Annotated in this window: 26 protein-coding genes and 1 riboswitch; of the genes, 11 read left to right on the top strand and 15 right to left on the bottom strand. The window is 61.4% G+C overall.

The features are described 5' to 3' along the window. Positions 1–23 precede the first annotated feature (23 nt). Positions 24–797 carry an OmpA family protein gene (locus C4J91_RS05125; protein ID WP_057724610.1) on the bottom strand — a complete coding sequence of 258 codons (774 nt, stop codon included), beginning with the start codon at positions 795–797 and terminating at the stop codon, positions 24–26. A 370-nt stretch (positions 798–1,167) separates the two neighbouring features. Between C4J91_RS05125 and C4J91_RS05120 the strand changes: the two genes are divergently transcribed. The 4 genes from C4J91_RS05120 to C4J91_RS05105 are packed head-to-tail and all read left to right on the top strand — an operon-like array spanning position 1,168 to position 4,610. Beyond that, complete coding sequence (locus tag C4J91_RS05120; protein WP_124361347.1) at positions 1,168–1,758, top strand: paraquat-inducible protein A; 591 nt, start codon at positions 1,168–1,170, stop codon at positions 1,756–1,758. After that, complete coding sequence (locus C4J91_RS05115) at positions 1,755–2,399, top strand: paraquat-inducible protein A (RefSeq protein ID WP_124361346.1); 645 nt, start codon at positions 1,755–1,757, stop codon at positions 2,397–2,399. The genes C4J91_RS05120 and C4J91_RS05115 overlap by 4 nt, the downstream gene beginning before the upstream one ends. Continuing rightward, a complete protein-coding gene (locus tag C4J91_RS05110) occupies positions 2,380–4,035 on the top strand; it encodes an intermembrane transport protein PqiB (RefSeq protein ID WP_124361345.1) in 1,656 nt (551 codons plus the stop codon). The genes C4J91_RS05115 and C4J91_RS05110 overlap by 20 nt, the downstream gene beginning before the upstream one ends. A 14-nt stretch (positions 4,036–4,049) precedes the next feature. Beyond that, a complete protein-coding gene (locus C4J91_RS05105) occupies positions 4,050–4,610 on the top strand; it encodes a membrane integrity-associated transporter subunit PqiC (protein ID WP_124361344.1) in 561 nt (186 codons plus the stop codon). A 12-nt stretch (positions 4,611–4,622) separates the two neighbouring features. Here C4J91_RS05105 and C4J91_RS05100 read toward each other — a convergent pair whose 3' ends face one another. From C4J91_RS05100 to C4J91_RS05080, 5 genes are all read right to left on the bottom strand, one after another. Beyond that, positions 4,623–7,352 (bottom strand): LuxR C-terminal-related transcriptional regulator, encoded by a 2,730-nt coding sequence (locus tag C4J91_RS05100; RefSeq protein WP_124361343.1) that lies wholly within the window; start codon positions 7,350–7,352, stop codon positions 4,623–4,625. Between the two features lie 253 nt (positions 7,353–7,605). Further along, a complete protein-coding gene (locus tag C4J91_RS05095) occupies positions 7,606–8,970 on the bottom strand; it encodes a DUF1329 domain-containing protein (RefSeq protein WP_124361342.1) in 1,365 nt (454 codons plus the stop codon). A gap of 42 nt (positions 8,971–9,012) precedes the next feature. After that, positions 9,013–10,872 carry a DUF1302 domain-containing protein gene (locus C4J91_RS05090; protein WP_124361341.1) on the bottom strand — a complete coding sequence of 620 codons (1,860 nt, stop codon included), beginning with the start codon at positions 10,870–10,872 and terminating at the stop codon, positions 9,013–9,015. 333 nt (positions 10,873–11,205) lie between these two features. Next, positions 11,206–12,888 carry a fatty acid--CoA ligase gene (locus C4J91_RS05085; protein ID WP_124361340.1) on the bottom strand — a complete coding sequence of 561 codons (1,683 nt, stop codon included), beginning with the start codon at positions 12,886–12,888 and terminating at the stop codon, positions 11,206–11,208. 246 nt (positions 12,889–13,134) lie between these two features. Then, complete coding sequence (locus tag C4J91_RS05080) at positions 13,135–13,767, bottom strand: LysE family translocator (protein WP_124361339.1); 633 nt, start codon at positions 13,765–13,767, stop codon at positions 13,135–13,137. 87 nt (positions 13,768–13,854) lie between these two features. Between C4J91_RS05080 and C4J91_RS05075 the strand changes: the two genes are divergently transcribed. The 3 genes from C4J91_RS05075 to C4J91_RS05065 all read left to right on the top strand — a co-directional run bounded on the left by C4J91_RS05075 (position 13,855) and on the right by C4J91_RS05065 (position 16,690). Continuing rightward, positions 13,855–14,817, top strand: coding sequence for a 2-hydroxyacid dehydrogenase (locus C4J91_RS05075; RefSeq protein WP_372238300.1), 963 nt, complete (start codon positions 13,855–13,857; stop codon positions 14,815–14,817). A gap of 30 nt (positions 14,818–14,847) precedes the next feature. Continuing rightward, positions 14,848–15,846, top strand: coding sequence for a class I SAM-dependent methyltransferase (locus C4J91_RS05070; RefSeq protein ID WP_124361338.1), 999 nt, complete (start codon positions 14,848–14,850; stop codon positions 15,844–15,846). Between the two features lie 51 nt (positions 15,847–15,897). Next, a riboswitch (yybP-ykoY riboswitch) is annotated at positions 15,898–16,016 on the top strand. Positions 16,017–16,105: 89 nt separating this feature from the next. Then, complete coding sequence (locus C4J91_RS05065; RefSeq protein WP_124361337.1) at positions 16,106–16,690, top strand: TMEM165/GDT1 family protein; 585 nt, start codon at positions 16,106–16,108, stop codon at positions 16,688–16,690. Between the two features lie 88 nt (positions 16,691–16,778). Here the strand turns inward: C4J91_RS05065 and C4J91_RS05060 are convergent, their stop codons facing one another. The 4 genes from C4J91_RS05060 to C4J91_RS05045 form a co-directional block, all read right to left on the bottom strand. After that, a complete protein-coding gene (locus C4J91_RS05060) occupies positions 16,779–17,597 on the bottom strand; it encodes a M48 family metallopeptidase (RefSeq protein WP_124361336.1) in 819 nt (272 codons plus the stop codon). Positions 17,598–17,690: 93 nt separating this feature from the next. Then, on the bottom strand, positions 17,691–18,311 hold the full coding sequence (locus C4J91_RS05055) for an SOS response-associated peptidase (RefSeq protein ID WP_124361335.1): 621 nt from the start codon (positions 18,309–18,311) through the stop codon (positions 17,691–17,693). A gap of 36 nt (positions 18,312–18,347) precedes the next feature. Then, complete coding sequence (locus C4J91_RS05050; protein WP_124361334.1) at positions 18,348–18,608, bottom strand: putative signal transducing protein; 261 nt, start codon at positions 18,606–18,608, stop codon at positions 18,348–18,350. Between the two features lie 15 nt (positions 18,609–18,623). Continuing rightward, positions 18,624–18,806, bottom strand: coding sequence for a CPXCG motif-containing cysteine-rich protein (locus tag C4J91_RS05045; RefSeq protein WP_124361333.1), 183 nt, complete (start codon positions 18,804–18,806; stop codon positions 18,624–18,626). 133 nt (positions 18,807–18,939) lie between these two features. Here C4J91_RS05045 and C4J91_RS05040 point away from each other — a divergent pair, with 133 nt between their 5' ends. Beyond that, entirely contained in the window at positions 18,940–20,103 is a 1,164-nt protein-coding gene (locus C4J91_RS05040; RefSeq protein WP_177412819.1) for a 1-acyl-sn-glycerol-3-phosphate acyltransferase, read from the top strand. 121 nt (positions 20,104–20,224) lie between these two features. Here C4J91_RS05040 and C4J91_RS05035 read toward each other — a convergent pair whose 3' ends face one another. Continuing rightward, positions 20,225–20,482, bottom strand: a complete 258-nt coding sequence (locus C4J91_RS05035) for a hypothetical protein (protein WP_124361331.1) — start codon at positions 20,480–20,482, stop codon at positions 20,225–20,227. Between the two features lie 180 nt (positions 20,483–20,662). On the opposite strand from C4J91_RS05035, the gene C4J91_RS05030 reads away from it, so the two are divergent. After that, a complete protein-coding gene (locus C4J91_RS05030; protein WP_124361330.1) occupies positions 20,663–20,872 on the top strand; it encodes a hypothetical protein in 210 nt (69 codons plus the stop codon). Between the two features lie 55 nt (positions 20,873–20,927). On the opposite strand, the gene C4J91_RS05025 is transcribed toward C4J91_RS05030, so the two are convergent. Next, positions 20,928–21,512 (bottom strand): YajG family lipoprotein, encoded by a 585-nt coding sequence (locus C4J91_RS05025; protein ID WP_124361329.1) that lies wholly within the window; start codon positions 21,510–21,512, stop codon positions 20,928–20,930. A 182-nt stretch (positions 21,513–21,694) separates the two neighbouring features. Here C4J91_RS05025 and C4J91_RS05020 point away from each other — a divergent pair, with 182 nt between their 5' ends. Both C4J91_RS05020 and mqo read left to right on the top strand, forming a co-directional pair. After that, on the top strand, positions 21,695–21,928 hold the full coding sequence (locus tag C4J91_RS05020) for a hypothetical protein (protein ID WP_124361328.1): 234 nt from the start codon (positions 21,695–21,697) through the stop codon (positions 21,926–21,928). A gap of 700 nt (positions 21,929–22,628) precedes the next feature. Further along, positions 22,629–24,167, top strand: a complete 1,539-nt coding sequence (gene mqo, locus C4J91_RS05015; protein WP_124361327.1) for a malate dehydrogenase (quinone) — start codon at positions 22,629–22,631, stop codon at positions 24,165–24,167. A gap of 103 nt (positions 24,168–24,270) precedes the next feature. Here the strand turns inward: mqo and C4J91_RS05010 are convergent, their stop codons facing one another. From C4J91_RS05010 to C4J91_RS05000, 3 genes are all read right to left on the bottom strand, one after another. Beyond that, positions 24,271–24,558 (bottom strand): PA4642 family protein, encoded by a 288-nt coding sequence (locus C4J91_RS05010; RefSeq protein WP_124361326.1) that lies wholly within the window; start codon positions 24,556–24,558, stop codon positions 24,271–24,273. A gap of 108 nt (positions 24,559–24,666) precedes the next feature. Beyond that, positions 24,667–25,134, bottom strand: coding sequence for a WbuC family cupin fold metalloprotein (locus C4J91_RS05005; RefSeq protein WP_124361325.1), 468 nt, complete (start codon positions 25,132–25,134; stop codon positions 24,667–24,669). Positions 25,135–25,137: 3 nt separating this feature from the next. Then, positions 25,138–25,695, bottom strand: a complete 558-nt coding sequence (locus C4J91_RS05000; protein WP_065885799.1) for a hypoxanthine-guanine phosphoribosyltransferase — start codon at positions 25,693–25,695, stop codon at positions 25,138–25,140. Positions 25,696–25,824: the final 129 nt, after the last annotated feature.

The following is a 25,824-nucleotide window of genomic DNA, read 5'->3' as shown; positions in this document are numbered from 1 at the left end:
GCGCCCTTTTTCGTGGCGGTTGTTTACTGGTACTGCGAGTACGGGTTGCCCTGGAACTGGTTGTTCTGTTGTGGCGCCTGTTGCTGGGCACCCGGCTGGCCGTACTGCTGGCCTGGGATCGGGCCAAGGTTCACTTCTACCCGACGGTTCTGGGCACGGCCGTTGACGTCAGCGTTACTGGCGATCGGATTATCCGGGCCGGCGCCGCGTGCGCTCAGGTTGGCGGCACTGACGCCCTGGGAGGTCAGGTAGTTGGCCACGCTCTGCGCACGGCGCTGGGAGAGGTCCATATTCAGCTGACGGCTGCCGGTGCTGTCGGTGTAGCCGACGATCTGGATGGTGTTCTGGTTGAACTGCTTGAGGGAGTTGGCCAGGTTGTTCAGCGGCTGGTAGAAACTGCTGGAGATGGCGTCGGAGTTGGTGGCGAAGGTGATATTGCCGGGCATGATCAGCTTGATCTGGTCACCCTGGCGCTGCACTTCAACTCCGGTATTGGCCATGCTTTCGCGCAGTTTTTTCTCTTGCTGGTCGGCGTAGTAGCCATAGCCGGCGGCGCCGGCACCCGCAACGACTGCGCCGATCAGCGCGCCCTTGCCACGGTTGTTATGGTCGATGGCCGCACCGGCCAATGCCCCGGCCAGCGCGCCGAGGCCGCCGTACTTGGCGGTTTTGCTCATGCCACTTTCGGAACCATTGCCGGCCTGTCCCTGGCTGCCGTCATAAGGGTTGGGTGAAGCGCAGCCGGACAACAGGGCTACGGCGGTGGCGACAACAAGCAGACGACGCGGAGTGAACATGAAGGAAGCTCCTACTTTTGCATTCTGTGATGCAGAGGACATGGGCAACGGACCTGTGCCGGGTTTGGAACATGGCAAGCGGTAAAAATTCCGTGGGCGCCGCTTGCTGGTGTAACAAAGCATAGCGACTTTCGCCTGAGCCAAGGGGATTCAAATGGGGCCGACGCTCATCAATCAAGCACGCACAAAAGGATTCTTACGCCTCGCCCAGGCATGTATCCGGACCATGCCCTGGAGTGAGTAACGTCACGCCGCAGCCACAACCCCGTTCTTCATCGTCTTACAGCCTGCGAGGCTGCTAAGCTACGCAAACGCCATTGAACCCACGGCATGACCCACACCGCAGGCAGTCGCATCTGGAGCAACACGCATGGCGAATCAACAGATCATCTGCGAACACTGCGACTGCGTGTACCAGAAAGTCACGCTCGCCAAACATCAGAAAGCCCTGTGCGTACGCTGCGCCGGGGTACTGCAGCGCTACAACGGCCTGTCGGTGCAACAGCGTCTCGCGTTGACGCTCACCGCTGCGGTGCTGTGGGCGTTCGCCAATTTTTATCCGGTGATGAGCATCAGCCTGCAGGGCCTGAAGAACAGCGCGACACTCTGGGATTCGGTGGTTGCGCTGAGCCAGGGGCCGATCACATTCATCGCTTTGGTGGCAGCGATTTCCATGATCATCGCACCAGTGTTTCAGCTACTGCTGCTGATCTGGGTGTTGAGTTTTGCCCTTTCCGGCAGGCGCTCACCGGCCTTCAAGCTGTGCATGCGCTGGCTGGAAGCCCTCAGGCCCTGGAGCATGCTGGAGGTGTGCCTGTTGGGCGCGATGGTGGCGGTCTTCAAGCTGGCCGGCATGCTCGATGTGATACCCGGCATCGGCCTGTTCGCGCTGGCCGCCCTCAGCCTTTTGCTGATCCGCATCGCCGGGCGCGATGTGCGTGATCTGTGGGACACCCTATGAATTCACCGCCCACCGCCCGCGAACTCAACCTGTGCCTGTGCCACACCTGCGGCCAGCCGTGCGACATGCGCAGCGAACCCACCGAGTGTGATCGCTGCGGCGCCCCCTTGCACCGGCGCAAGGTTCAGTCCTTGACCCGCACCTGGGCCTACCTGCTCACGGCACTGACGTTCTATGTGCCGGCGAACATATTGCCGGTGATGAACACCACCATGCTCGGCTCCGGGGCGGACAGCACCATCATGAGCGGCGTGCTGGAATTCTGGCAGCATGGCGCCTGGGACATTGCGCTGATCATTTTCATCGCCAGCATTGCCGTGCCGGGCATCAAGTTCGTGTCCCTGGGGCTGCTGCTGATCACGGTGCAACGCAATAGCCAGTGGGCGCGCAAGGAACGCTCAAAGCTGTTTCGGTTTATCGAGCTGATCGGCTATTGGTCGATGCTGGATGTGATCGTGGTGGCACTGGTGGCCGCGCTGGTGAAGTTCCAGGCCCTGGGCGACATCGAGCCGCGCCTGGGCATTCTGTTTTTTGGTTTGGTGGTCGTGTTCACGATGCTCGCGGCCATGAGTTTCGATCCCCGGCTGATCTGGGAAAATCCACACAATGAGGAGACCTCGGATGAGCTCATCCAAGGCTGATGCTGACACCCCTGCGGGAACCCCCGTGATCAAGACGCGTCGCTTCAGCGTTTCGCTGGTATGGATCGTGCCGATTGTCGCCGTGCTGGTGGGTATCTCCCTGGTGGTCCATAGCGTGCTGCAACAGGGCCCGACCATCACCCTCAACTTCAAGACCGGCAGCGGGCTGGTCGCCAACAAAACCGAGGTCAAGTACCGCAACGTGGTCATCGGCCAGGTCACCGGTGTCGCCTTGAGCGATGACCAGAAAAGCGTCAACGCCACCGTCGAGTTGGCCAAGCAGGCGGAGAGCTTCACCCGCGAAGATTCGAAATTCTGGGTGGTGCGGCCGCGCATCGGCGCCGGCGGCGTGTCCGGCATCGACACCTTGCTCTCCGGCGACTACATCGGTGCCGATATCGGCCAGTCCGACACCCGCGCCAAACAGTTCATAGGCCTGGAAAACCCGCCGCCCATCACCTATGGCGAGCCAGGCAAACGCTTCACCCTGCATACCCAGGGCCTGGGGTCGCTGGATATCGGTTCGCCGGTCTATTACCGCAAAATCCCGGTCGGCCAGGTTGTTGCCTATGAATTGGACAGCGAGGGCAAGGGCGTGAATATCGAGGTATTCGTGCATGCGCCCAATGACGCGTATGTCACCGAGAACACGCGCTTCTGGAATGCCAGCGGTGTCGACCTCAGCGTCGGCGCCAATGGCTTCGCGCTGAAGACCGAATCGTTGTCGTCCATGTTGATGGGCGGCGTCTCCTTCCAGGCTCCGCCCTACAACCCCAACGACAAGCCTGCCGAGGAAAACCGCAACTTTGAACTGTTCGAAGACCAGCAAAGTGCCCTCGCCCCGCCCAATGGCAAGGGGCAATACATGGTGCTGCGCTTCGATCAGGCCCTGCGTGGGCTGAAAGTCGACGCACCGGTGGAATTCCTCGGCGTCGAGTTTGGCAAAGTGGTCTCGATCAACTTGGATTTCGATGCCAAAAAACGCAGCTTCCCGGTCAACGTCGGCATCGTGATCTACCCGCAATTGCTCGGCCAGGCGCACACCAAGCTGCTCAAGGCGATGAACAATAACCCTGACGATGAAGCGGCCGGCGTACGCCTGATCGGCAGCTTCATCGAAAACGGCCTGCGCGCCCAGGCGCGCAGCGGCAACCTGCTGACCGGTCAGCTGTACATCGCCCTGGACTTCTACCCCAAGGCCGAGAAAGTCGCGTTTGACCCGAACCAGCGCCCCGTGGGCATCCCCACCCTTCCCGGCAACCTGGAACAACTGCAAGAGAAATTCGAAGGCATCGTCAACAAGATCAGCCAACTGCCGGTCGAGCGTATCGCCGGCAATCTCGATGCCAGCCTGGTCGAGCTGCGCAAGGGCTTGGCGCAATTCAATGCCAAGACCCTGCCCGGTGTGCAGACGACCCTGGGCGACGTGAGCAAGACCCTGCAGTCGGCCAGTTCCACCCTGGCCGAAGACTCGCCGCAGCGCGAACAACTGACCCAGACTCTGGATGAACTGGCGCGCATGTCGCGCTCCCTGCGCGAGCTTTCGGATTACCTGGGCCGGCATCCGGAGTCGCTGATTCGCGGTCGCGCCGATAATGCCGCGCCCCTTGACCTGCAAGGGCCACCCCGCAAATGACCATTGGAGCCGCCATGACAGTGCCGTTGAAAATCACCCTGGTGACCGCCCTGCTATTGCTCGCGGCATGCCGCAGCGAGCCGATTGCATTCCATACCCTGACCCCGGCGCACTGGGATAACGCCACTCGCACGGAGGGGGGTGGCATCAGCATTGAAAGCATCAGCGTGCCGCCCCAGGTTGACCGTGCGCAGATCGTGATCCGCCAGGGCGACAGTGGCCTGGCGATCCTGGAAACCCAGTGGTGGGCCGCCACCCTCGCCGATGAGCTGAAGAGCGCGCTGGTCGACCAGCTGGCCGGCAGCGATACCCGGCAAGCCGTGTCGTTGCGCGTGGAAGTGCAGCGCTTCGATTCGGTGCCTGGGCAATACGCGCTGCTTGACGTGCGTTGGCGCCTCAGGCCGGCTGGCGGCGGTGATCGCCCTGCGCTGACCTGCCGCTCGACCTTGCAGTCACCGGCGGGCCCGAGCATCGATGACGTGGTGGTGGCGCACCAGAACAACCTCAAGCGCTTCGCCGCGCTGATCAACCGCGCCGCAGGCTCGTCCCTGAAGCAGTGCCCGAGCGCGCAGTGAACGGTGACGCAATCAGCCCAGCAAGCCCATCGACTTGGCCCGCGCCACCGCCTGGGTGCGGCGCTCCACGCCCAGCTTGCTGTTGATATGGCTGGCGTGGGTTTTCACCGTATGCAGGGAAATGAACAGCTGGTTGCTGATCTCCTGGTTTGAACAGCCTTGGGCAATCAACTGCAGGACCGCCAGCTCCCGTGTACTCAGGGTTTCATGGTGAGGCGCGATCGCGACGACGGCGCCTGCCGGTAGCAGCGCCAGCAATGCCTGGTGCAACGGCTGATGGGGCGGCTTGCCCAACTGCTCGCGCAGCCAATCCGGATAGTCCTCGAGCAACCGCTGGAACGGTTGCAACGCGCCGCCCGCGCCGGCTTCGAGTGCGCGGGCCAATACCGGCCTGGCCTTGGCTTCCTGGCCACACGCCAGCAGCACCTGGGCCTGCTGGGTCAGCGCCATCAGGGCAATCATCTGGCGGCCACTGCCGAGCGCCTGTTGCGCCAGGTCATCAAGCCGTCGCAATGCCCTATCGGGTTGATGGCGAATGGCGTCCAGCGCGGCCTGTTGCAGCTCCACATGTTGCGGCAAGTGCGGATGAAACTCCGGTGCGGCGGCCGCCTGCTCGCCTGTGTAGGTTTGCCCCAGCCGCGTCAACCAGGCATCGGCCAGGTCGGTACGGTCCTGGGCCAGCCACAGCTCGCATTTGATCAGGGTGATCATCGCCAGGTAGTAGATCGGCGGCACGTCCCAGATATGCATCAAGCGCTCAGCCTCGGCCAACTCGGCAAAGGCAGCGGAGAAATCGCCTCGCCGCCCTTCGAAGCTGGCGATCACGCAATGCCCGATCAGCACACTGATATCCCGGCAGGCACGGGCTTCGGTCAGGCCAGCACGCAAACGCGCAAGCCCGGCTTCGGGCTGGTAACGCAGCAGCAGCAGGTAGCCTTCATACAACGACAACCGCGCGCGTACGGCGTACAGCCGCTGGGGTGCCAGCCCCTGCAGGCGCAGCAGGCCCTGGCGCACTTCGTCGAGGGCGCGCAGGATCTCGCCCCGCGCCTGCAGCACCCGCGCCCGGTCGTAATGGGCCAAGGCTTCAAACAGCGGGTTGCCGACGCGCTGCGCCAGTTCCAGGGATTCGCGGTTCAGGCCACGAGCCCGCCACAGATCGGCATCGACGATGGCCAGGTTGGAGAGGGTCGACAGGCACATCAAACGCTGGCCGTAACGCTTGTGCGGCAGGCTCTCCAGCGCCTCGTTGCAATAGCGCTGAGTCAGTTCGCGGTCCCCTCGCCCACGGGCGATGATCCCGCTCAGTGCCAGCCATTGGGCAAGCATGGATTTTTGCGCGGTGGCCGACGGCGCCGGCAGGAAGCGACTGAGGTAGCCGGACAGCTCCTGCGCCGCATCCAACTGGCACGCCAGCCCCAGCGCCCAGCTGTAGAGCACGATCAAGCGCGGGGTGCTGATCAACAAACTGTCGGGCAAGTCCATCTTCCAGCGCAGCAGCATGCCGACATTCTGCTCGGCCAGCAGCTGTTCTTCAGAGAGGTTCTGCACCAGGTTCGCCGCCACATCCAGGTGCCCGGCCCGCAGCGCCTGCTCCACCGCCTCATCGATCAGGCCCTGGGCGTTGAACCAGCGACAGGCGCGCAGGTGCAGACTGGCCAACGGTAACGTGGCGCTCTTTTCGCGGCGGGCGCGCAACAGGTCGGAAAACAAATGGTGATAACGGTACCAGTGACCGTGTTCATCCAGCGGCACCAGAAACACCTGATGGGCCTGCAGGTAGCGCAGGATTTCCGGGCTGTCATGGGCCTCGCGGACCGCATCGCACAGCTCGCTGCAAAAGCGCTCCTGGGGCGCGGTGTCGTACAGGAACGCTTGCACCTCCGCAGGCAGGCAGTCGATGACCTCTTCCAGCAAGTAATCGCGAATCAGCCCTTCGCCACCGTTCAGGCCCTGCGGCAGGGCGCCGTCATTGCCGGCCTCGGAGGCCGCCAGCAGCCAGAAGCGCAGCCCGGCGACCCAGCCCTCGCTGCGGCGAATCAGGTTTTCCAGGGCCTCGCCACGTAACGAACTGCTGTGCCGGTCCAGCACAGCCAGGGATTCGTCATGGGTCAGGCGCAGGTCTTGCTCATGCAATTCCAACAGGTGCCGCGACAGGCGCAGGCGCGCCAGGTGCCAGTCCGGGCGCTGGCGGCTGGTGACCAGTACCACCAGGCCAGCGGGCAAATGATTGAGGAAAAACTGCAGGCAACGGTCCAGCACCGGCCCCTGGGCCAGGTGGTAGTCATCCAGCACCAGCAACAGCGGCGCCTGGACAGACAGGTGCACCGTCAGCTCATCGAGCAGACCATCGAGCCATTCTTCAAAGGCGAAGGGTTGGTGACGCTGACGCATTTTCAACAGGCCCAGGGACTGGGCGCCGAGTTGCGGGAAGTACTGGCGCAAGCCTTCGAGCAGGCGCTCGAGAAAACGGCCAGGGTCGCTGTCCCGTGGGCTCAGGCCCAGCCACAGATTTTGCCAGTGAGTGGGCAGGCTCTGGCAGAACTCCACCGCCAGGGAACTCTTGCCAAACCCCGCCGGCGCGCTGACCAGCAACAGTCGCCCTTCCAGGCCGGCGCCCAGGCGTTCGCACAGGCGGGGGCGCAGCACGTAGCCATCAGGCAGCGGCGGCCTGTAGAAACGGCCTTCCAGGGTCGGAATCACCGCGCTGGCAGGCCCTTGGATTCGGGACAGATCAGTCATCGCCGGGCTCTTGTAGAAGGCTGTTGTCGGCACTGCAGATGTCCGCAGACTAGCGGTAAAAGCGGCTGGATTGTAGATCTTTGCAACAAATGCCTGAAAAAGAACTGCGACAAAAAATATCCCGCAAACGCCCCAAACAAAAATGTGGGAGGGGGCTTGCCCCCGATGGCGGTGTGTCAGCCAACGCTTAGTTGACTGAACCACCGCTATCGGGGCAAGCCCCCTCCCACAGGGGTATCAACATAGGTTCAGGTTAGCGCACGCCATCCTGGCGCAGGGCCGCTGGAGTGAAGTCGCTGGTGGTGGCGGTGAAGCCGAAGTCATAAGCCTGTTTCTCTTCGTTCTTCATGCCCAGGGCCAGGTAGCGGCCGGACTGCAGGTCGTAGAGGGTTTCCAGGGCATACCACGGCACCTGCTTGTCGTAGTAGTTCTCGGCATGGGCTTCGGCGACGCGCCACAGTTGGCCACGGCCGTCGTAGTGGTCGATCACCGCCGCTTGCCAGGTGTCTTCGTCGATGAAGAAGTCACGCTTGGCGTAGATGTGCCGCTGGCCTTCCTTCAAGGTCGCGACCACATGCCAGACACGGCGCAGCTCATAGCGCGCCAGATCCTGGTTGATATGGCCGGCCTTGATGATGTCGGCGTACTTGAGTTTCGGATCATCGATCTTGTAGCTGTTGGAGGCGATGTAGATTTCCTTCTTGCCTTCCAGTTTCCAGTCGTAGCGGTCCGGCGCGCCGTTGTACATGTCGAGGTTGTCGGAAGTACGCAGGCCATCGGCGGCAGTCCCCGGCCCGTCATAGGACACTTGCGGTGCCCGGCGCACACGGCGCTGACCGGCGTTGTAGACCCACGCCGAACGCGGCTCCTTCACTTGGTCGAGGGTTTCGTGCACCAGCAGTACACCACCGGCCAGGCGCGCCGGCGCGGTGACTTGCTGCTTGAAGTAGAACAGCACGTTGCCTGGGTTTTTCGGGTCGAAGTCCTTCATCTTGTCGCGGAACACGAACTGATCGCGAAAGTACACCAGGCTGTAGGAACCGTTGGTTTGCGGTGTGGCCTGGGTGACCAGGCGGGTGACGCTGCCCCCGCGATAACGGGTGATGTGGTTCCAGATGACTTCCACGCCGCTTTTCGGAATCGGGAACGGCACGGCCGTCTCGAAGTTTTCCAGGCCGTTGCCGCCAGACACCAGGTTGGTGGTGGTGGCGTTTTTCTTGATCGCGGCGAACACCTCCGCCGGCACCGTGGCGCCGCGATGGGTCGGATAGACCGGCATCTTGAACGAGTCCGGGTAACGCTTGAACATCGCGTACTGCCCCGGCGCCAGCTTGTCTTTGTATTGCTCGACGTTTTGCGCGGTGATGGTGAACTGCGGTTGTTCGCTGGCATAAGGGTTGGCCAGGAAGCCTTTGGCATCCACGGCGCCCGCGTTGGTCGCCATCGGCGTCCATTTCGGGATGGTGCCGGCCGCGTTACCGGCCATTTCGGCGCCCATCGGGGTCAAGCTGGTGCCGAGCTTGGCTGCTTCATCGGCCGAGACCGCCGCCATGACGTTGCTCGCCAGGATCGACAGCCCAAGCACACCCACGTGCAACAGACTTTTAGTTATTTTCATACTCTGGTCTTCCTGAATACATGCCACTTGAAAAGAGTGTGCTTAGAAGTTGGCGCCAAAGCTCAACGCGACAAAGTCACGGTCATCCACGGTGCTGAACTTGCCACCAAAGAAGTTGGTGTAGGCCAGGCTCGCGGTGTAGGTGTTCTGGTATTCGGCATCCAGGCCCAGACTGACCGCCTTGCGCCCTTCTTCGAAGTTGGCGCCAGGGCCCGGCGAGTAACCTTTGACGTCATGGGACCAGACCACGTTGGGCTTGAGGTTGACGCCGGCGAACACGTCCGGGTATTCCCAGATGGCACGGGCGCGATAACCCCAGGAGGTTGCCGTGGTATAGCCGTCGTTGTTGCAGTTGGTGTTCAGGCCCGCCGCATTGGGCAAGCCGGCGCCGTTGGCGGTGGAGTTGTTAAGCGCGTTGCAGAACCCACCTGGCAAGGTGCCGGGACCGAATACCGGGTCGCGGCCGTAGCGCGCCTGGGATTTGCTTTCCAGGCCACCCACGTGGGTCACGCCGATTTCACCCACGGTGGTCAGGCGGCTGGCGCCCATTACCTGGTCGAAGAAGTGCGTGAAGGTGGTCTGGAACTGGGTCACTTCCTTGCGGTTGTAACCGTGCAGGTCCTGGCCTGGCGAGCCCTTGAGCACCGACGCGTTGCCAAAGCCCGGAATCGGCGTGACGCCGGCAAACAGGATATCAGTGGTGCTCAACTGCACCGGCGCGTTCGGACGGTAGCTCAACTCACCGCTCCAGGCGGTGCCGGTAGGCAGGGTGGTGGAGAAGCTCAAACCGTAGAGGCGGATATCTTCCGGGTACTCGACGAAGTAGTTGGAGCTGCCCGCCACGATCAACGGACGCAAGGCCCCCAGCGGACCCAGTGGACGGGTGTAGGCCGACGACGGCGCACCCTGTGCACTGAAGATCGGCGCACGGCTGTGGTAGTTCATGAAGTAGGCGCCGAATTCGGTATCCAGCGGCTCGAAGTTGTAGTGCATGGCCATGCCGAACTGGCCGCTGTCGCGGGCATCGCGGTCCGGGCCACGGCGCACGAGTACGCCTTCGCTGTTCACGTCCACACCCAGGGCGCCCAACGTCGGCAATGCGGCGGCGGGGATGGTCGAGCGCTTGTTCAGTACCCGCAGGTTATTGCTGCAGCCATCGGAAATCACGTCCGGCTGGGAGAAGAAGGTGCCGCAGTTATCGGTGACGGTCTGGTCCCATTCCAGCTGGTAAAACGCCTCGGCCGACAGGTTGTCGGTGAGTGTCTGGGACACGTAGAACATGTTGACCGGAATCAGGCCTTCCTTGATTTCGGCCCCTGGACGACGAAACGCCGACACGTCGATCGGGTTGATGGAGTTGATACCGCCGCCAATGAAGGTGCTTTCGCCCCAGCTCACCACCTGCTTGCCAAACCGCACGGAACCCGGTGCGTCGGCGATCGAGTAGTTGTGGTAGACGAACGCATCGAGGATCTGCCCGCCCGATGATTTGGCGCCTTCCTTGCGGTTGTTGTCGCTGATGTCCTTGAACAGACGGCTTTCGTCCTTGAGCTCAAAGTCGTACCAGTACTTGCCACGCACAAACACACCGGTGTCGCCGTACTTCAGTTCCAGGTCGTGGATGCCCTTGAAAATCTTCGAGAACGTTTCTCCGCGCTTGAAGTTCAGGTGCCCGTCATCGGAGGTCTGGGACAAGCCCTTGCCGCCGTTGTTGGCGCCGATAAGGTCGCGATTGGCCTTGGACGTGCTCCAACTGGCGCCTACCGACAGGGATGAGTCAAAACTCCCTTCGATTTCACCGATGTTGAAACTGACGCCGAATGCGGGCCCGGCGAGCGTAGAAGCGAGACTGACGGCCAGGGGCAGTCGTGCCCGGCGCCAGAACTGGTTTACTGAGGTCATCGACGCTACTCCATGTGCATTTTATTGTTATGGCAGTGAGCTCTTTCGGAAGATGCATGTAACGGCCGGGATACAACGATTCCAATGCCGAGCGACAACCAGGCGACCCTCGCCCGAAGCGCAACATCCACGAAAAACTCTGGAAGGGACTATAGCCAGCAGGGGGTAGTGCTTGATCCCTCTAAAGTGTGATTTGCATCACCAACCCGTCTGCCACGACCCTTTCGCCACGCCGACGAAGGTCGACGCGGCAAGGATGGCTGAAATTCGGCAAATCACAAGTAAAGGCTTGAGATAGAGCAGCGCGCGCCCGAACGGGCGCGGCGAGCGGTGTCAGAGGGTCGACAGGAAGGTGCTGTTGTTGGCCTGCCATTGGATGATGTCGATACGGATACGTTTTTTGTCGAGCTTGCCGACGCTGGTCTTGGGAATTTCCGTAACAACGGCGATCTGGCTCGGAATCGCCCACTTGCTCAAGTGGCCCAATTCAACGAACGGCTTGAGGTGTTCCTTGAGCTCACGGGCGCCTATCACATGGCCATCACGCAGCACCAACAGGGCAAACGGGCGCTCGCCCCACTGCGGGTCGGCAATGCCCACCACCGCTACTTCACGTACCGCCGGGTGACGGCTGACCAAGTCTTCCAGGGCCAGCGAGGAGATCCATTCGCCACCGGTCTTGATCACGTCCTTGATGCGGTCACGGATATCGATCACGCCGAACGCGTCCAGGGTGGCGACATCGCCGGTGTGCATCCAGCCACCGGCCCACAGCTCGGCGCCCTTTTGCGGCTCGTTGTAATAGCCTTCGGTGAGCCAGGGCGCACGCAGTACCAGTTCGCCCTGGGATTCGCCGTCGGCAGGCAGAAAGTTGCCGTCGGTGTCCATGATCGCCGCTTCCACCAACGGGCCGGGCACGCCAGCCTTGATGCGATAGGTGGTGCGTTCATCTTCGCTGCCGGCCATCAGCTCGTCATTGAGGTGGGCACAGGACACCAGCGGCCCGGTCTCGGACATCCCGTACGCGGCCGTCAATTGAATACCACGGGCCTTGGCGGCTTCGTACAGCGAACGGTTGAGCGCGCTGCCGCCGATGACGATTTTCCAACCGCCGAAATCCACGCCCTGGGCGGCCTTGGCATTGAGCACCATTTGCAGGATGGTCGGCACGCAATGCGAAAAGGTGACCTTTTCCTGGCGCCACAGCGCCACCAGGTATTCGGGGTCGTAGCGGCCGGGGTAGACCTGCTTCAGGCCGAGCATGGTCGCCACATACGGCAGGCCCCAGGCGTGTACGTGGAACATCGGCGTGATCGGCATGTACACGTCGTTAGTGCCGAGCAAACGCACGCTGTCGACGCTGCCCATGATGGTCGCCACGCCGATGGTGTGCAGCACCAGTTGGCGGTGGGTGAAATACACGCCCTTGGGATTGCCGGTGGTACCGGTGGTGTAGAAGGTGGTGGCAACGGAATTCTCGTCGAAATCCTCGAAGGTGTACTTCGGGCTCGCTGCGGCCAGCAGGGTTTCGTACTCGCCCACCAGGTTGGGCAGGTCGGCGGTCTTGCTGTCGTCGTCGGTGATCAGCAAGGTCTTGTCGACGCTGGTGAGTTGCCCGGCGAGGGCCTGGTAAAGCCCAACGAACTCGCTGTTGACCAGCACAAAGCGGTCGTCGGCGTGGTTCATGGTGTAGAGGATCTGTTCCGGCGACAGGCGCACGTTGATGGTGTGGATCACCGCGCCGATCATCGGGATGGCGAACATGCATTCCAGGTAACGATGGCTGTCCCAATCCATCACCGCCACCGTGTCACCGGCCTTGACCCCTGCTTCGGTCAGCACATTGGCCAGGCGCGCGACGCGCTCGATCAAGGTCGGGTAGGTGTAGCGCAGTTTGTCGCGGTAGATGATTTCCCGGGTCTTTTCGTAACGGGTCCCGGACATCAACAGGCGTTTGATCAACAGCGGGTACTGGTAAGCGCCTTCGGCGGGGGGAATGACACGGGTCTGCAACATACGAATCCCTTTTATGACTGCGCGGTCTTGGCGTGAAGACCTGCACTGTAGAGACGTTATGTTTCAACCAAATCAGCCAAAGGAATGATTTGCAGGGCCCAGCAAATGCTAGCTTTTAGCCATCATCTTGAACCCACTGAGGTCCAATGTGGGAGGGGGCTTGCCCCCGATAGCGGTGTGTCAACCAAGCATTCATTAGCTGATCCACCGCCATCGGGAGCAAGCCCCCTCCCACACAGATCAGGTTTACTTCATGCTGGTAAACGCCAGCTTCACCCCGATCGCAATCAGCACCGCGCCCATGGTGCGATCAAACCAATGCCCCATCTTCGCAAACCCGGCGCGCACGCGCTGCTGACTGAACAGCATGGCCACCAGGCAAAACCACAGCGCCGTCGCCACCGCCAGATACACGCCATAACCGGCCTGCACCGCCAACGGTGTGTGCGGGTTGATCACCACCGTGAACAGCGACAGGAAAAACAGCGTGGCCTTGGGGTTCAAGCCGTTGGTCACAAAACCCGCCGTGAACGCGCCGCGTGGGGTGCGCTCGCCTGCCTCGCGATGCAGTTCGCCATCGGCCACGGGCTTGGCCGGCTGCGCGCGCAGCGCCTTGAAGCCGATATACAGCAGGTAGGCCGCTGCCGCCCATTTCAGCGCATTGAACAGCACGATGGACTGGGACACGATCAAGCCGATGCCCAGCAGCGAGTAACCGACATGCAGAAAAATCGCCGAACCGACGCCCAGCGCGGTCCAGGTACCGGCGCGCCGACCGTGGGTCACGCTTTCGCGCACCACTACGGCGAAGTCCGGCCCAGGGCTGGCCACCGCCAACAGGTGAATCAAAGCTACGGTTAAAAACTCGGCGACGTACATGCGCGCTCCCTGAAGTAACGGATTATTTCATCTGATAGGCTCAGCAGATTACGCCTTCAAACCTCGTCGCAAAAGGTACAGTTGATCATGAACAATCGCCGCGCCGTCTTCCTCGATCACCCCTCCCTGGACCTCGGCGACCTCGACCTCAGCGGCCTACGCGACTGCTTCAGCGAGCTACAGCTGTTCGAGCAGACCACGCCGCAGAATGTGCTCGAACGCTTGCAGGGCGCTCACGTCGCCATCAGCAACAAAATCCCGCTCAACGCCGAGACTCTGGCGGCCTGCCCCGACCTCAAGCTGATCCTGGTGTCGGCCACCGGCACCAACAACATCGACCTCGATGCCGCCCGCGCCCAAGGCATCACCGTGAGTAACTGCCAGGGCTACGGCACGCCGTCCGTGGCCCAGCACACACTCATGCTGCTGCTCAACCTCGCCACGCGCCTGAACGACTATCAACGGGATGTGGCCGCGGGCAAATGGCAGCAGGCTAGGCAGTTCTGCCTGCTGGACTACCCGATTGTCGAGCTGGAAGGCAAAACCCTCGGCCTGCTCGGGCATGGCGAGCTGGGCAGTGCCGTGGCGCGCCTGGCCGAAGCCTTCGGCATGCGCGTGGTGCTCGGCGCGATTCCCGGGCGCCCTGCCCGCGCCAACCGCGTGCCGCTGGATGAACTGCTGGCGCAGGTCGATGCGCTGACCTTGCATTGCCCGCTCAACGAGCACACCCGCGACCTTATCGGCGCGCGCGAACTGGCGCTGCTCAAGCCCGGCGCGTTTGTCGTCAACACTGCACGCGGTGGCTTGATCAACGAACAGGCGCTGGCCGATGCGCTGCGCAGCGGGCACCTGGGCGGTGCGGCCACGGATGTGCTGAGTGTCGAGCCTCCGGTCCAGGGCAACCCGCTGCTGGCCGGTGACATTCCTCGGCTGATCGTCACGCCCCATAACGCCTGGGGCAGCCGTGAAGCGCGGCAACGGATCGTCGGGCAATTGCGCGAAAACGCCCTGGGCTTTTTCAACGGTGCCCCGCTTCGCGTCGTCAGTTGATAAACTGCGCCCCTTTTCAAGGAGCAGACCATGGATCCGCGCAGTGAAGTACTGCTTCGCCAGGCCGAACTTTTTCAAGGCAACCTGCTGCTGGTCGGTTTGCCGGCCGACGATTTGCTCGGGCGCCTGCCCAACGCCCATGGCTGGTGCTGGCATGCCGGCGATCAGGCGGCGCTTGCGGCGCGTTTTCCCGAGCGCAGCCAGTTCGGCGTGACTGTGCCTGAGCGCGCATTTGATGCGGCGGTGATTTTCCTGCCCAAGTCCAAAGACCTCACCGACTACCTGCTCAACGCCGTGGCCGCGCGCCTGCCCGGTGCCGAACTGTTTCTGGTCGGCGAGAAAAAAGCCGGCATCGAAAGCGCCGCCAAGCAGATGATCCCCTTCGGCAAACCGCGCAAGCTGGATAACGCGCGGCATTGTCAGCTTTGGCAAGTCACGGTGGGCAACGCGCCGCCAGCGCTCGAACTGGATAGCCTGGCGCAGACCTTCGACGTACCGCTCGCCGACGGGCCGCTCAAAGTGGTGAGCCTGCCAGGCGTGTTCAGCCATGGCCGCCTGGACCGTGGCACCGAACTGTTGCTGGCACACCTGGACAAGCTGCCCAGCGGGCATTTGCTCGACTTTGGTTGCGGCGCCGGCGTATTGGGCGCTGCGGTAAAACGTCGCTACCCGCATAACACCGTGACGCTGCTCGATGTGGACGCCTTCGCCGCTGCCAGCAGTCGTCTGACCCTGGCTGCCAATGGCCTGGAGGCCGAGGTACTGACCGGTGACGGCATCGACGCCGCGCCGATGGGCTTGAACGCGATTCTGAGCAACCCACCGTTCCATGTCGGGGTGCACACCGATTACTTCGCTACGGAAAACTTGCTGCGAAAAGCAGCAAAACATCTCGCAAAAGGCGGCGAACTGCGCCTGGTCGCCAACAGTTTCCTGAAGTACCAGCCGCTGATCGAAGAGCATTTGGGCATCTGCGCCGTCAAAGCCGAAGGCAATGGTTTTCGCATCTATCGGGCCAAGCGTCCCTGACGGGCGTTTGAAAAAGAAGGCTTGCCGAATGGGTTTTGCCTAGGCAGAATCCGCTCCGTCCTAGGGGAGTAGTCTCCCACGAGCCCACGCTCGTCCGGCATACGTCAACATACTTGGTCAGCAGACCATGGCGTATGCGACCCAGGAGTCCGCACAGACGGACCGGGGTTTGACAAGACCTATGACACGCACACCTTACCCGGGGCGGGAAGGCTGTACGTGTCATAGCCGTGTCGACCCGCCCCTGGAAACCTACCTGATGCTGGATTCACTGCTCGTACCTACCGCAATCGTTGCCCTGGCCGAAATCGGCGACAAGACGCAACTGCTCGCGCTCATTCTCGCTGCTCGCTTTCGCAAGCCCTGGCCCATCATCGCCGGCATCGTCGCCGCGACCCTGGCCAACCATGCGGCTGCCGGTGCGGTAGGCGCCTGGTTCGGGAGTTTCTTCTCCGATGCGGTGCTGCACTGGATTCTCGCAGCCAGCTTCTGTGCCACGGCGCTGTGGACACTGGTGCCGGACAAACTCGACGATGACGAAGCCAGCACCACGCGCAAGTTCGGGCCATTCCTGACCACGCTGATTGCGTTCTTCATCGCGGAAATCGGCGACAAGACCCAGATCGCCACGGTGATGCTGGCCGCGCAATACCCGGAATTATGGCTGGTGATTATCGGCACCACGCTGGGGATGTTGATTGCCAACGTGCCGGTGGTGCTGGCGGGGAATTTTGCGGCGGAGAAGCTGCCGTTGACGTTGATTCGTCGGCTGGCCGCAACGGCGTTTTTCGTACTGGCGATTGTGGCGGTGTACAAGGCCATGCAAAGCAGTGGGTGGATTTAGCTAAAAGCTGCAAGCTGCAAGTTAAAAGCTGCAAGAAGAAGCATTGCTTTTTCTTGCAGCTTGAAGCTTGCCACTTGCAGCTCAAGCCCTAGGACTTCTTGGCCTGTTGGTACAGCGGCATGACCTTCGGAATCGCCGCCTGCAACGAAGCAATACGGCTGTCGGAAGCCGGGTGCGTGCTCATGAACTCCGGTGGCGCGCCTTCCGAAGCCTTGGCCATCTTGTTCCACAGCGTGATGGCGGCGTTCGGGTTGTAGCCGGCGCGGGCGGCCAGCTCCAGGCCGATCAGGTCGGCTTCGTTCTCATTGCTGCGGCTGTTGGGCAAGGTCATGCCATAGTTGGCCACGGTATCGGCCAGCGCCAGGCTGTCCTGGCCCAGGCCGAACAATGCACCGGCGCCCTGCTTGGCCATCTCGATGCCGTAGGCCTTGGACATGGCTTCGCGGCCATGTTCACGCAAGGCGTGGGCGATTTCATGGCCCATCACGGCGGCCAGTTCGTCATCGGTGAGCTTGAGGTTGTCGATCAACGCGCTGTACACCAGGATCTTGCCACCCGGCCCGCAGTTGGCGTTCATCTCATCGCTCTTGATCAGGTTCACTTCCCACTTCCATTGCGCCGCATCCGGGCGGAAGGTCGGCGCCTGGGCGATCAGGCGATTGGCAATGGCCTGCACGCGCTTGGCGTTGGCGCTGGTCTTGTCCAACACGCCTTTGCCACTCGCCTCACCCAGGGTCTGCTGGTAGGACTGGGCGTACATCTGGTCGACTTCCTGGCTCGACAGCATGCTGAACATGTACTGCTTGCGCTCAACCCCAACCGCGCCGCCGCTGGTGGTATTGACCGACTGACACCCGGCCAGCAGCATCGCTGCCACCAACCCGCTTACCGCCAATGACTTCTTCATGAACACTCTCCCTGAAAACATGGCGCGTATCGTAGGCGTACATTGGTATCGGCGCCAGATACATCAGACATTTAACCGCTGAATGTCGACGGTTCAAGCCGGGGTCAGGCACTCCGGCCCATTGAGCTTGGGATCATTGACCATATTGGCCAGGACCCGCTCGCGCAAAGCGCCGGGCTCACTGGCCAGAAGACCTTGCAGCACCGCCAGCGGTGTCGCGGGGTCCAGCCAGGCGGCCTGCCCCGCCTCATCCAGGATCAACGGCCGGCGCTGAGCCTGCGCAGCCTGAGTGACCACAGCCGTACTCAACCACACCTGCTCCTGCACCGGATACGCTTCCCAGATCGCCGCGAAAAACAACGTGGAGCCCTCCCCCGGCGTGAGCCAGTACGGGCGTTTGCGCTGGGTGCCGCGCCATTCGTAAAACCCGTTGGCCGGCAGCAGGCAACGGCGTTGGCGAAACGCTTCGCGAAACATCGGTTGCTCGGCCAGGGTTTCGGCGCGGGCATGGGCCGGCGTGCGGGACAGGTCAGTGAGCCAGGGCGGCGTCAGGCCCCAACGTGCGCGCGCCAGGGTGAGCTGGCCGTCGAGGGCGCGCTGGATCAGCACCGAATCATTGGGGGAAATATTCCACTGGGCCTGCTGGTCGGCCGGGAACCCCGGCAAGGCAGCAAAAGCGGGGGTCCAGCGAAACAGGGCATAACGTCCACACATGGGGCAACACGACTCTTGGGTAAACCGAGCGACAGCCTAACAGACCAATACGTCGGGGAAGCTGTCGGGTTCGTCGCCGGGCAAGGGTTGCGCGGCATTATAGGCGGTGATGAGTTCGCGGGCGTAGGCGGCCTGATCATTGTCGACCTCCAGCCCCAGCAAACCGAAAATCGGCAGTTCACCCGTGCCACCGAGCAAATGGCGCCCCACCAGGTGCGCCTCGATCCCTTCGCTGGCGAGCATCTGTTGCAGCAGCTCGCCTTCCATGAGGTTTTCGGGTTCGTAGATTCGCTGCATGGCGTTACCTGTTGTTTATTCGTTCTCGCTGCGGGTTTCGAGCATCCACTCGTCATCATGCACCTGCAGGTTGAAACTGATCGGCCTGCAGCACACCTGACAGTCCTCGATGTAAACCTGATCACCGCCGGACAAGTCCACCGTCGTTTCGACCGTTTCACCACAATAAGGACAATCGTACAGCGCAGTTTCCAGCATCGCAGTCTCCTGAGTGACTTGTGCGTATAATCGCCGGTCTATTTACAGGGTGATATTTCGGCTGAGCCCATTACTCAGGCCGCACCCTGGTATTTCCTCTACTTACCCTAGCCGTTTCTAACAAGAGAGCATGATGGGCGAATTCGATACCATCCGACCTTACAACGACAGCGAAGTCCCGGCAGTGCTGGACCGGCTGTTCCGTGACAAGGCCTTTCTGGACATCCTGACCCACTTCCGCTTCCCGCGCTTCGCCGGCGCGCTGGGCTGGCTGCTCAAGCCGATGATCGCGCGCAAACTGCGCCGTGAATTCGCCGGTGTCACCACCGTCGCGACGCTGCAGGATAAAGTCGAGTATTACGTCGACCATACCATCGACCGCGCGACTGACGGCGTCACCTATACCGGCGTCGAGCAATTGAAATCCGGCAGCGCCTACCTGTTCCTCGCCAACCACCGCGACATCGTGATGGACCCGGCCTTCGTCAACTACGCCGTCTATCATGCCGGCCTGCCGACGCCGCGCATCGCCATCGGCGACAACCTGCTGCAAAAGCCGTTCGTCAGCGACCTGATGCGCTTGAACAAGAGCTTCATCGTGCACCGCTCGATCACCGGGCGAAAGGAAAAGATGGCGGCCTACCAGTTGCTGTCGGCCTACATCAACCATTCGATCCGCAACGACTGCCAGTCGATCTGGATCGCCCAGGCCGAAGGTCGGGCAAAGGATGGGGATGATCGCACCGAATCGGCGATCCTCAAGATGTTCCACGTCAGCCGCAAGGACGAGCCGTTCGCCGAAGTCATCCAGTCGTTGAACCTGACGCCAGTGTCGATCAGCTATGAGTACGATCCGTGCGACGCCGCCAAGGCCCGCGAGCTGTATATCCGCGCCACCACCGGCACCTACTGCAAGGCGCCGGGCGAGGATGACGTGAGTATTGCGCTGGGCATCACCGGCTACAAAGGCCGGGTGCACGTGAACTTCGCGCCGCCGATTACCGAGCACTTCGAAGACACCAAGCTGCTGGCTGCCGAAATGGACCGCCAGATCCTGGGCGGTTATCGGTTGTTCCCGGTGCACTACCTGGCGTATGCCCAATGGAACGATGCCGACCCACAACTGGAAGTGCCCAAGGCCGCAGACGTATTCCCGGCCGACGAACTGGCCAAGGCGAAGGCGGAGTGGGAGCGGCGCTTGCACGAATGCCCATCGGAGCATCGTCCGTACCTGGTGACGCAATATGCGACGCCGGTGCGTAATCAATATCGGGTAAAAGCCGGAATTCCTTTGTAAACACCGATCAAAAAATGTGGGAGGGGGCTTGCTCCCGATAGCGGTGGGTCAGCCAGTGGATATATCGACTGGCACACCGTCATCGGGGGCAAGCGCCCTCCCACATTTTGCTCCGGTGTCTTTAAAGGTGGGTGCTGAGCCAGGATAGAACCAGCGCCAGCCCCAGGCCCGCAAACCCGACGCGGTAAGCCTGGCGATAGGCCCGTTCGGTGCGCGTATCCAGAAACAGCATCGGTTGGTCTATGGCCCGCTCTTCGCTGCGCAGCGCGAGGTCGGCCATCGCACGCTGCGCGCGCAGGCGGGTCAGGAACAGCACTACGGTGCCCGAGCAGGCAATCAATAGGGCTACAGCATTGATGAGCAGCGCGGGCAACGCCATCGCAAACCTCGGCGAAACAGTATTCGGGTATCGGTCCAGATACAAACCTGAACGATAGTGGCTTCCTGCGCCGTTACTGCTCCCTCCCCGTTGACGGCTAATGTATCCAGTAATTTACAGCGTCACCTGAACGTCACCTTAACAAGCCACTCTGATGCCCTTCGACGTGAGGTGCTTGTCATGCTGCATGCGCAAAACCAGGACCGGCTGTATCTGATTGCCCCAAGCGATGAACAGGAGGCGTTGGTTGGCGGCCTTGCGTTCAACGTCCAGGACCGCCACTGGCTGGTGTATTGCGCCCTCGCCGGGCAGGTGCATGCCGACCTTCCGGAGCTGGATTTACTCACTGGCGTGAGCATGTTGGATTTTTATGTCGACACGGCGGCGTGAAGCGCCAGGCGTAAAAAAACCGGGCTCAGCGATGAGCCCGGTTTTTTTGAACAGCTTATTGCGAACTGAGCAACTGGCCGATGCTTGGGTCTTTGAACAATCGGGTCAAGGCATCGCTGAGCACATCGCTGACCAGCTTGGTGTTGGTTTCCTGGTTCGGCGACATGCCGAAGCGCTGGTTGAGGGATGCGGCGTAGCGGCCGCTGTAGCGACGCGTACCGGCGCTGACGTCGGACTTGAAGGTCGCGCCGATGGACGCTTCGGTCACATACAGGCCTTCCTTGGGCGACTGGTATTTCAGTTCGGCCAGGGTGACGGTCAGTTGCGGCGCACCCGGCGTGTTGGTCGGGGTAAAGCCCAACAAGCGCACAGCGGCTTCAGCCTGGGCCTGCAGCTTGGGCAGCACGTCCTCGCCGGTCACCGAAATCAGCGCGGTCTCCGGGTACAGGCCGCCACGCGAACCCAGCGTAGGTGACGGACGGCCATCTACCACACGCACCGACACCGGCTGGCCGTGACCGACCGGGGCCAACTGCGCCGTGACTTTGGGTTGCGGGCTGAGTTGTTGCGGGCTGTTGGCGCAGCCAACCAAAGCCAAACTGGTCACAGTGATCAAACCGAACAACAGGCGTTGCAACATACTCATTTCTCCAGGACTAGGCGCACACAGGCCGCCAGTATAACGGTGCTCGCGCGTCACTCACCAGCAATCCTGAACCGCAGCTGAAGGCATGGGCAAATTACAATTTCACATAAAATCGTCATTCCAATGTCATGGCAGACTGAGAACCTTCAAGCATGTAACGCAACCGGTACATCGTCATGCGCCTTCTCAAGTCATTGTTCTTCTCCCACGCCCGCCATCGCCACTTCGCCCTGCTCGACGCCCACGGCCATTGCCTGGCGTTCAAGCAATGCAGCTTGCCGCCCGTCGGTGAAGGCTGGGTGGAAGTTGCAGAGACACACCTTGGCTGGATGCACCGCCCGCTGCCGGCCAGTGCACGGGTCAGCCCCGAGTTTGTACGCGCATCTTCGCGACAAGCGTTGGCCTCCTGACCAGCGCACTAATAAAAGTCATAAAACACGCCCATTTCCCCGGCGTTCTTCGCTACAATCTCCCCCCGATTATAAGGACGTCTCCTGATCGGGCCCCGCAGCATCGTTATTGCCTCGGCATTAACCTCCCAATTGCCCACAGAGAGCCGCCCACACAGATCGAGTGAAGCTGGCGTGCTTGCTGTTTCCTTTGCAAACCACCCGTCTTTATCGAATCTGCCAGAGCTGCCATTGCGCTCGGCCACTTGAGTTTGTTGCCCGTTTCACGGGCCAGGTGCCAGGCTGGGCAGCCCTTTTTTGAGGTTCACGTCTTCAAAAGAGCGTGAAAAAACGGGTTTTCACAACTTCACAAGAGTGTGGCGAGCAAATGAATAGTTTGGCGTTTGTACAAGCACCATCAGCGTCTGGAACAGCCCAACACAGGACCGAGTACTCCTCGACAACCGGAGCTTGAGCCTGTCCGCTACGGATTGGTTGCACGGATCGCGCGCTTTGACCATAAGTCGAATTGCCACAGGCGCCCATGAATGCGTTCATAGGCAGATTAGCCGGGCAGGAAGCGTGCGCTGAAGTTGCAAAGAATTGCGAAACGGACATGGCGATCCTGGCCATGGGTAACCTGGGGCAACACGTGAACCGCCCCGTCACTCCTGGCAGCCATGCCGTCAATTTGGTGCTGCAGATTTTGGAGACGCGTTAAATGGCGCATAACGAAGCAGTCGACGTAGTTCTGGTAGGGGCCGGCATCATGAGTGCCACCCTGGCCGTACTGCTCAAGGAGCTCGACCCCGGCCTCAAGCTGGAAGTCGTTGAGCTGATGGATTCGGGTGCCGCGGAGAGTTCCAACCCGTGGAACAACGCCGGTACCGGCCACGCCGGGCTGTGTGAGCTGAACTACACGCCGCAGGCCGCCGATGGCTCCATCGACATCAAGAAAGCCGTGCACATCAACACCCAGTTCGAGGTGTCGAAACAGTTCTGGGCGTACCTGACCAAAAAAGGCACCTTTGGCTCGTCCAAATCCTTTATCAGCCCGGTCCCGCACCTGAGTTTCGTGCAGGGCGAAAACGGCGTTGCCTTCCTCAAGAAGCGTTTTGAAACCCTCAGCCAGCACCATGCGTTTTCGGACATGCACTACACCGAAGACCGCAGCGAGATGGCCGAGTGGATGCCGCTGATGATGCCGGGCCGCCCGCTGGACGAAAAAATCGCCGCGACCCGCGTGATGAACGGGACTGACGTCAACTTCGGCGCCCTGACCAACCAACTGCTCAGCCACCTGACCAGTTCGGCGGACGCCCAGGTCAAGTATTGCAAGCGCGTCACCGGCCTCAAGCGCAATGGTGCCGGCTGGACCGTCAGCATCAAGGACGTCAACAGCGGCAACAGCCGCGACGTGGATGCCAAGTTCGTCTTCCTCGGCGCCGGCGGTGCGGCACTGCCGCTGCTGCAGGCGTCGGGCATCGAAGAAAGCAAAGGCTTTGGCGGTTTCCCGGTCAGCGGCCAGTGGCTGCGCTGCGACAATCCGGAAGTGGTCAGGCAGCATCAGGCCAAGGTCTATAGCCAGGCCGCCGTGGGCTCGCCACCGATGTCCGTACCGCACCTGGATACCCGCGTGGTGGATGGCAAGAAGTCCCTGCTGTTCGGGCCGTACGCCGGGTTCACCACCAAATTCCTCAAGCACGGCTCGTTCCTGGACCTGCCGATGTCGATTCGTGCCGGCAACATCGGCCCGATGCTCGCCGTGGCGCGCGACAACATGGACCTGACCAAGTACCTGGTCAGCGAAGTGCGCCAGTCCATGGAGCAGCGCCTGGAATCCCTGCGCCGTTTCTACCCCGAGGCGAAAGCCGAAGACTGGCGTCTGGAAGTGGCCGGCCAGCGGGTACAGATCATCAAGAAAGACCCGAAGAAAGGCGGCGTGCTGCAATTCGGCACCGAGCTGGTGGCGGCCAAGGATGGTTCGCTGGCGGCGCTGCTGGGTGCCTCGCCGGGCGCTTCGGTGACGGTGTCGATCATGCTTGACCTGATCGAGCGCTGCTTCCCGGAGAAAGCCAAGGGCGAATGGGCGACCAAGCTGCACGAGATCTTCCCGGCGCGCGAGAACGTGCTGGAGACGGATGCCGAGCTGTATCGCAAGATCAATACGCAGAACAACATCAGCCTGGAGCTGGTGGATCCTGCAGGAGCGAGCTCGCTCGCGCAAAACGATAACGATAACGCAGCGCATCTGGTTTGACGCGGCGCTCTCAGGTTCTTCGCGAGCAAGCTCGCTCCTGCCGTTAAAAGCGAAACGCCCCGGACTCTTATGAGGCCGGGGCGTTTTTTTATGGCTCGGATAATCAGCCGCGGGCTTTGTCGATCAGCTCGATGTACTCGGCGGCGTTGCGCTGGTCCTTGATCAGATCGACAAAGGTCTGGCCGTGCTCATCCTTGCCATCCAGGTCCAGACCGGCTTCCTTGAAGAATCCCAGGAAGCGCTCGAAGTCGTCGATACGCAGGCCGCGATAGGCCTTGATCAGTTTGTGCAGGGACGGGGACGTCGCATCGACCGGCTCGAAGTCCAGGAACAATTTGATCTGGTCGTCGCCGATCTCGTCACCGATCACCTGTTTTTTATCTTTACGCATTACCGACTCCAGCCTGCAGACATTGATACGGGGGTTGAAGTCTACCTGTGGTGCACAGGCTTCGAAAGCGCTGAAGAGCCGGTGTTCTGGCTACAGCAGCACTGCAGCTCAATCGAACTGGGCGAGCATCCAGCGTTGGTAGTCAGCCACACCGGCATCGCCCTCGCGGGGCGCCCAATCGGCCAACTCACCCTCGCCCACCGGTCGATAGGGCCCAGCCTTGCACTCGAACATCACCGTATCAGGCTTCAGCACGACCAAGCCATGGAACACGCCCGGCGGCAGGTCGACGCCCGCGCATTCGCCCCCTGCCTGCATCACGCGCTTGGTGATGACCTCACCGGTGTCGCTGAATATCAGCAGGCCCAGTCGCCCCTGGAGCACCAGCAAGGTTTCCGCCTTGTCCGCGCTCAAGTGCCGATGCGGCGGTACATAGGTACTCGGCTGCAGGGCCACGGCGAGGCGATGACACGGCTCTTCCATCTGGTGGAAATTGTGGTGGTGCCGGCCACGGGGGCTGGCGCCCGCTTTCTCGGCCAACTCTGCAAATAACGTCTGATCAAGAAAGCGGGCCATCGATTACATTCCTTTAACCGCGTAGATGCCATTGGCGTTGCGCCAGTAGCCCTTGTAGTCCATGCCATAACCGAAGATATAGCGGTCGATGCACGGCAGCCCGACGAAATCGGCTTTGAGCTCAGGGCGCGCCTTGCGGTCGTGGTCTTTGTCGATCAGCACGGCGGTGTGCACTTTGCGCGCGCCGGCATGCTTGCAGAAGTCGATGATCGCGCCCAGGGTGTGCCCTTCGTCGAGGATGTCATCGATGATCAGCACGTCACGGTCGATAAACGAAACTTCCGGCTTGGCCTTCCAGAACAGATCACCGCCGCTGGTTTCGTTGCGATAGCGGGTAGCGTGCAGATAAGAGGCTTCCAGCGGGAATTGCAGGTGAGTGAGCAATTTGCCGGCGAAGATCAGGCCACCGTTCATCACGCAGAAGACCACCGGGTTGGTGTCGGCCATTTCGCGGGTGATGTGCGCGCCGACCTTGGCGATCGCTGCTTCGACTTGCGCTTCGGTGTACAGGCAGTCAGCCTCGTGCATGATTTGACGGATATGCTCGAGATCAGCGGACATGGCGCTCTCCAAGGGGTGCTGTGGCAAGAAAAGCGGGCGAAGTTACGCTTCTACTGCGCTCCGAGCAAGCCTTAATGGACTAACGTGCTAGATGTCTATAGGACAACACCCTCGGATAGATTAATCTAG

It is taken from the genome of Pseudomonas sp. R3-52-08 (assembly GCF_003851745.1).
Taxonomy (GTDB): domain Bacteria; phylum Pseudomonadota; class Gammaproteobacteria; order Pseudomonadales; family Pseudomonadaceae; genus Aquipseudomonas.
The sequence above is the reverse complement of the archived record's forward strand: the minus strand, read 5'-3'. Positions and strand labels throughout refer to the sequence as shown.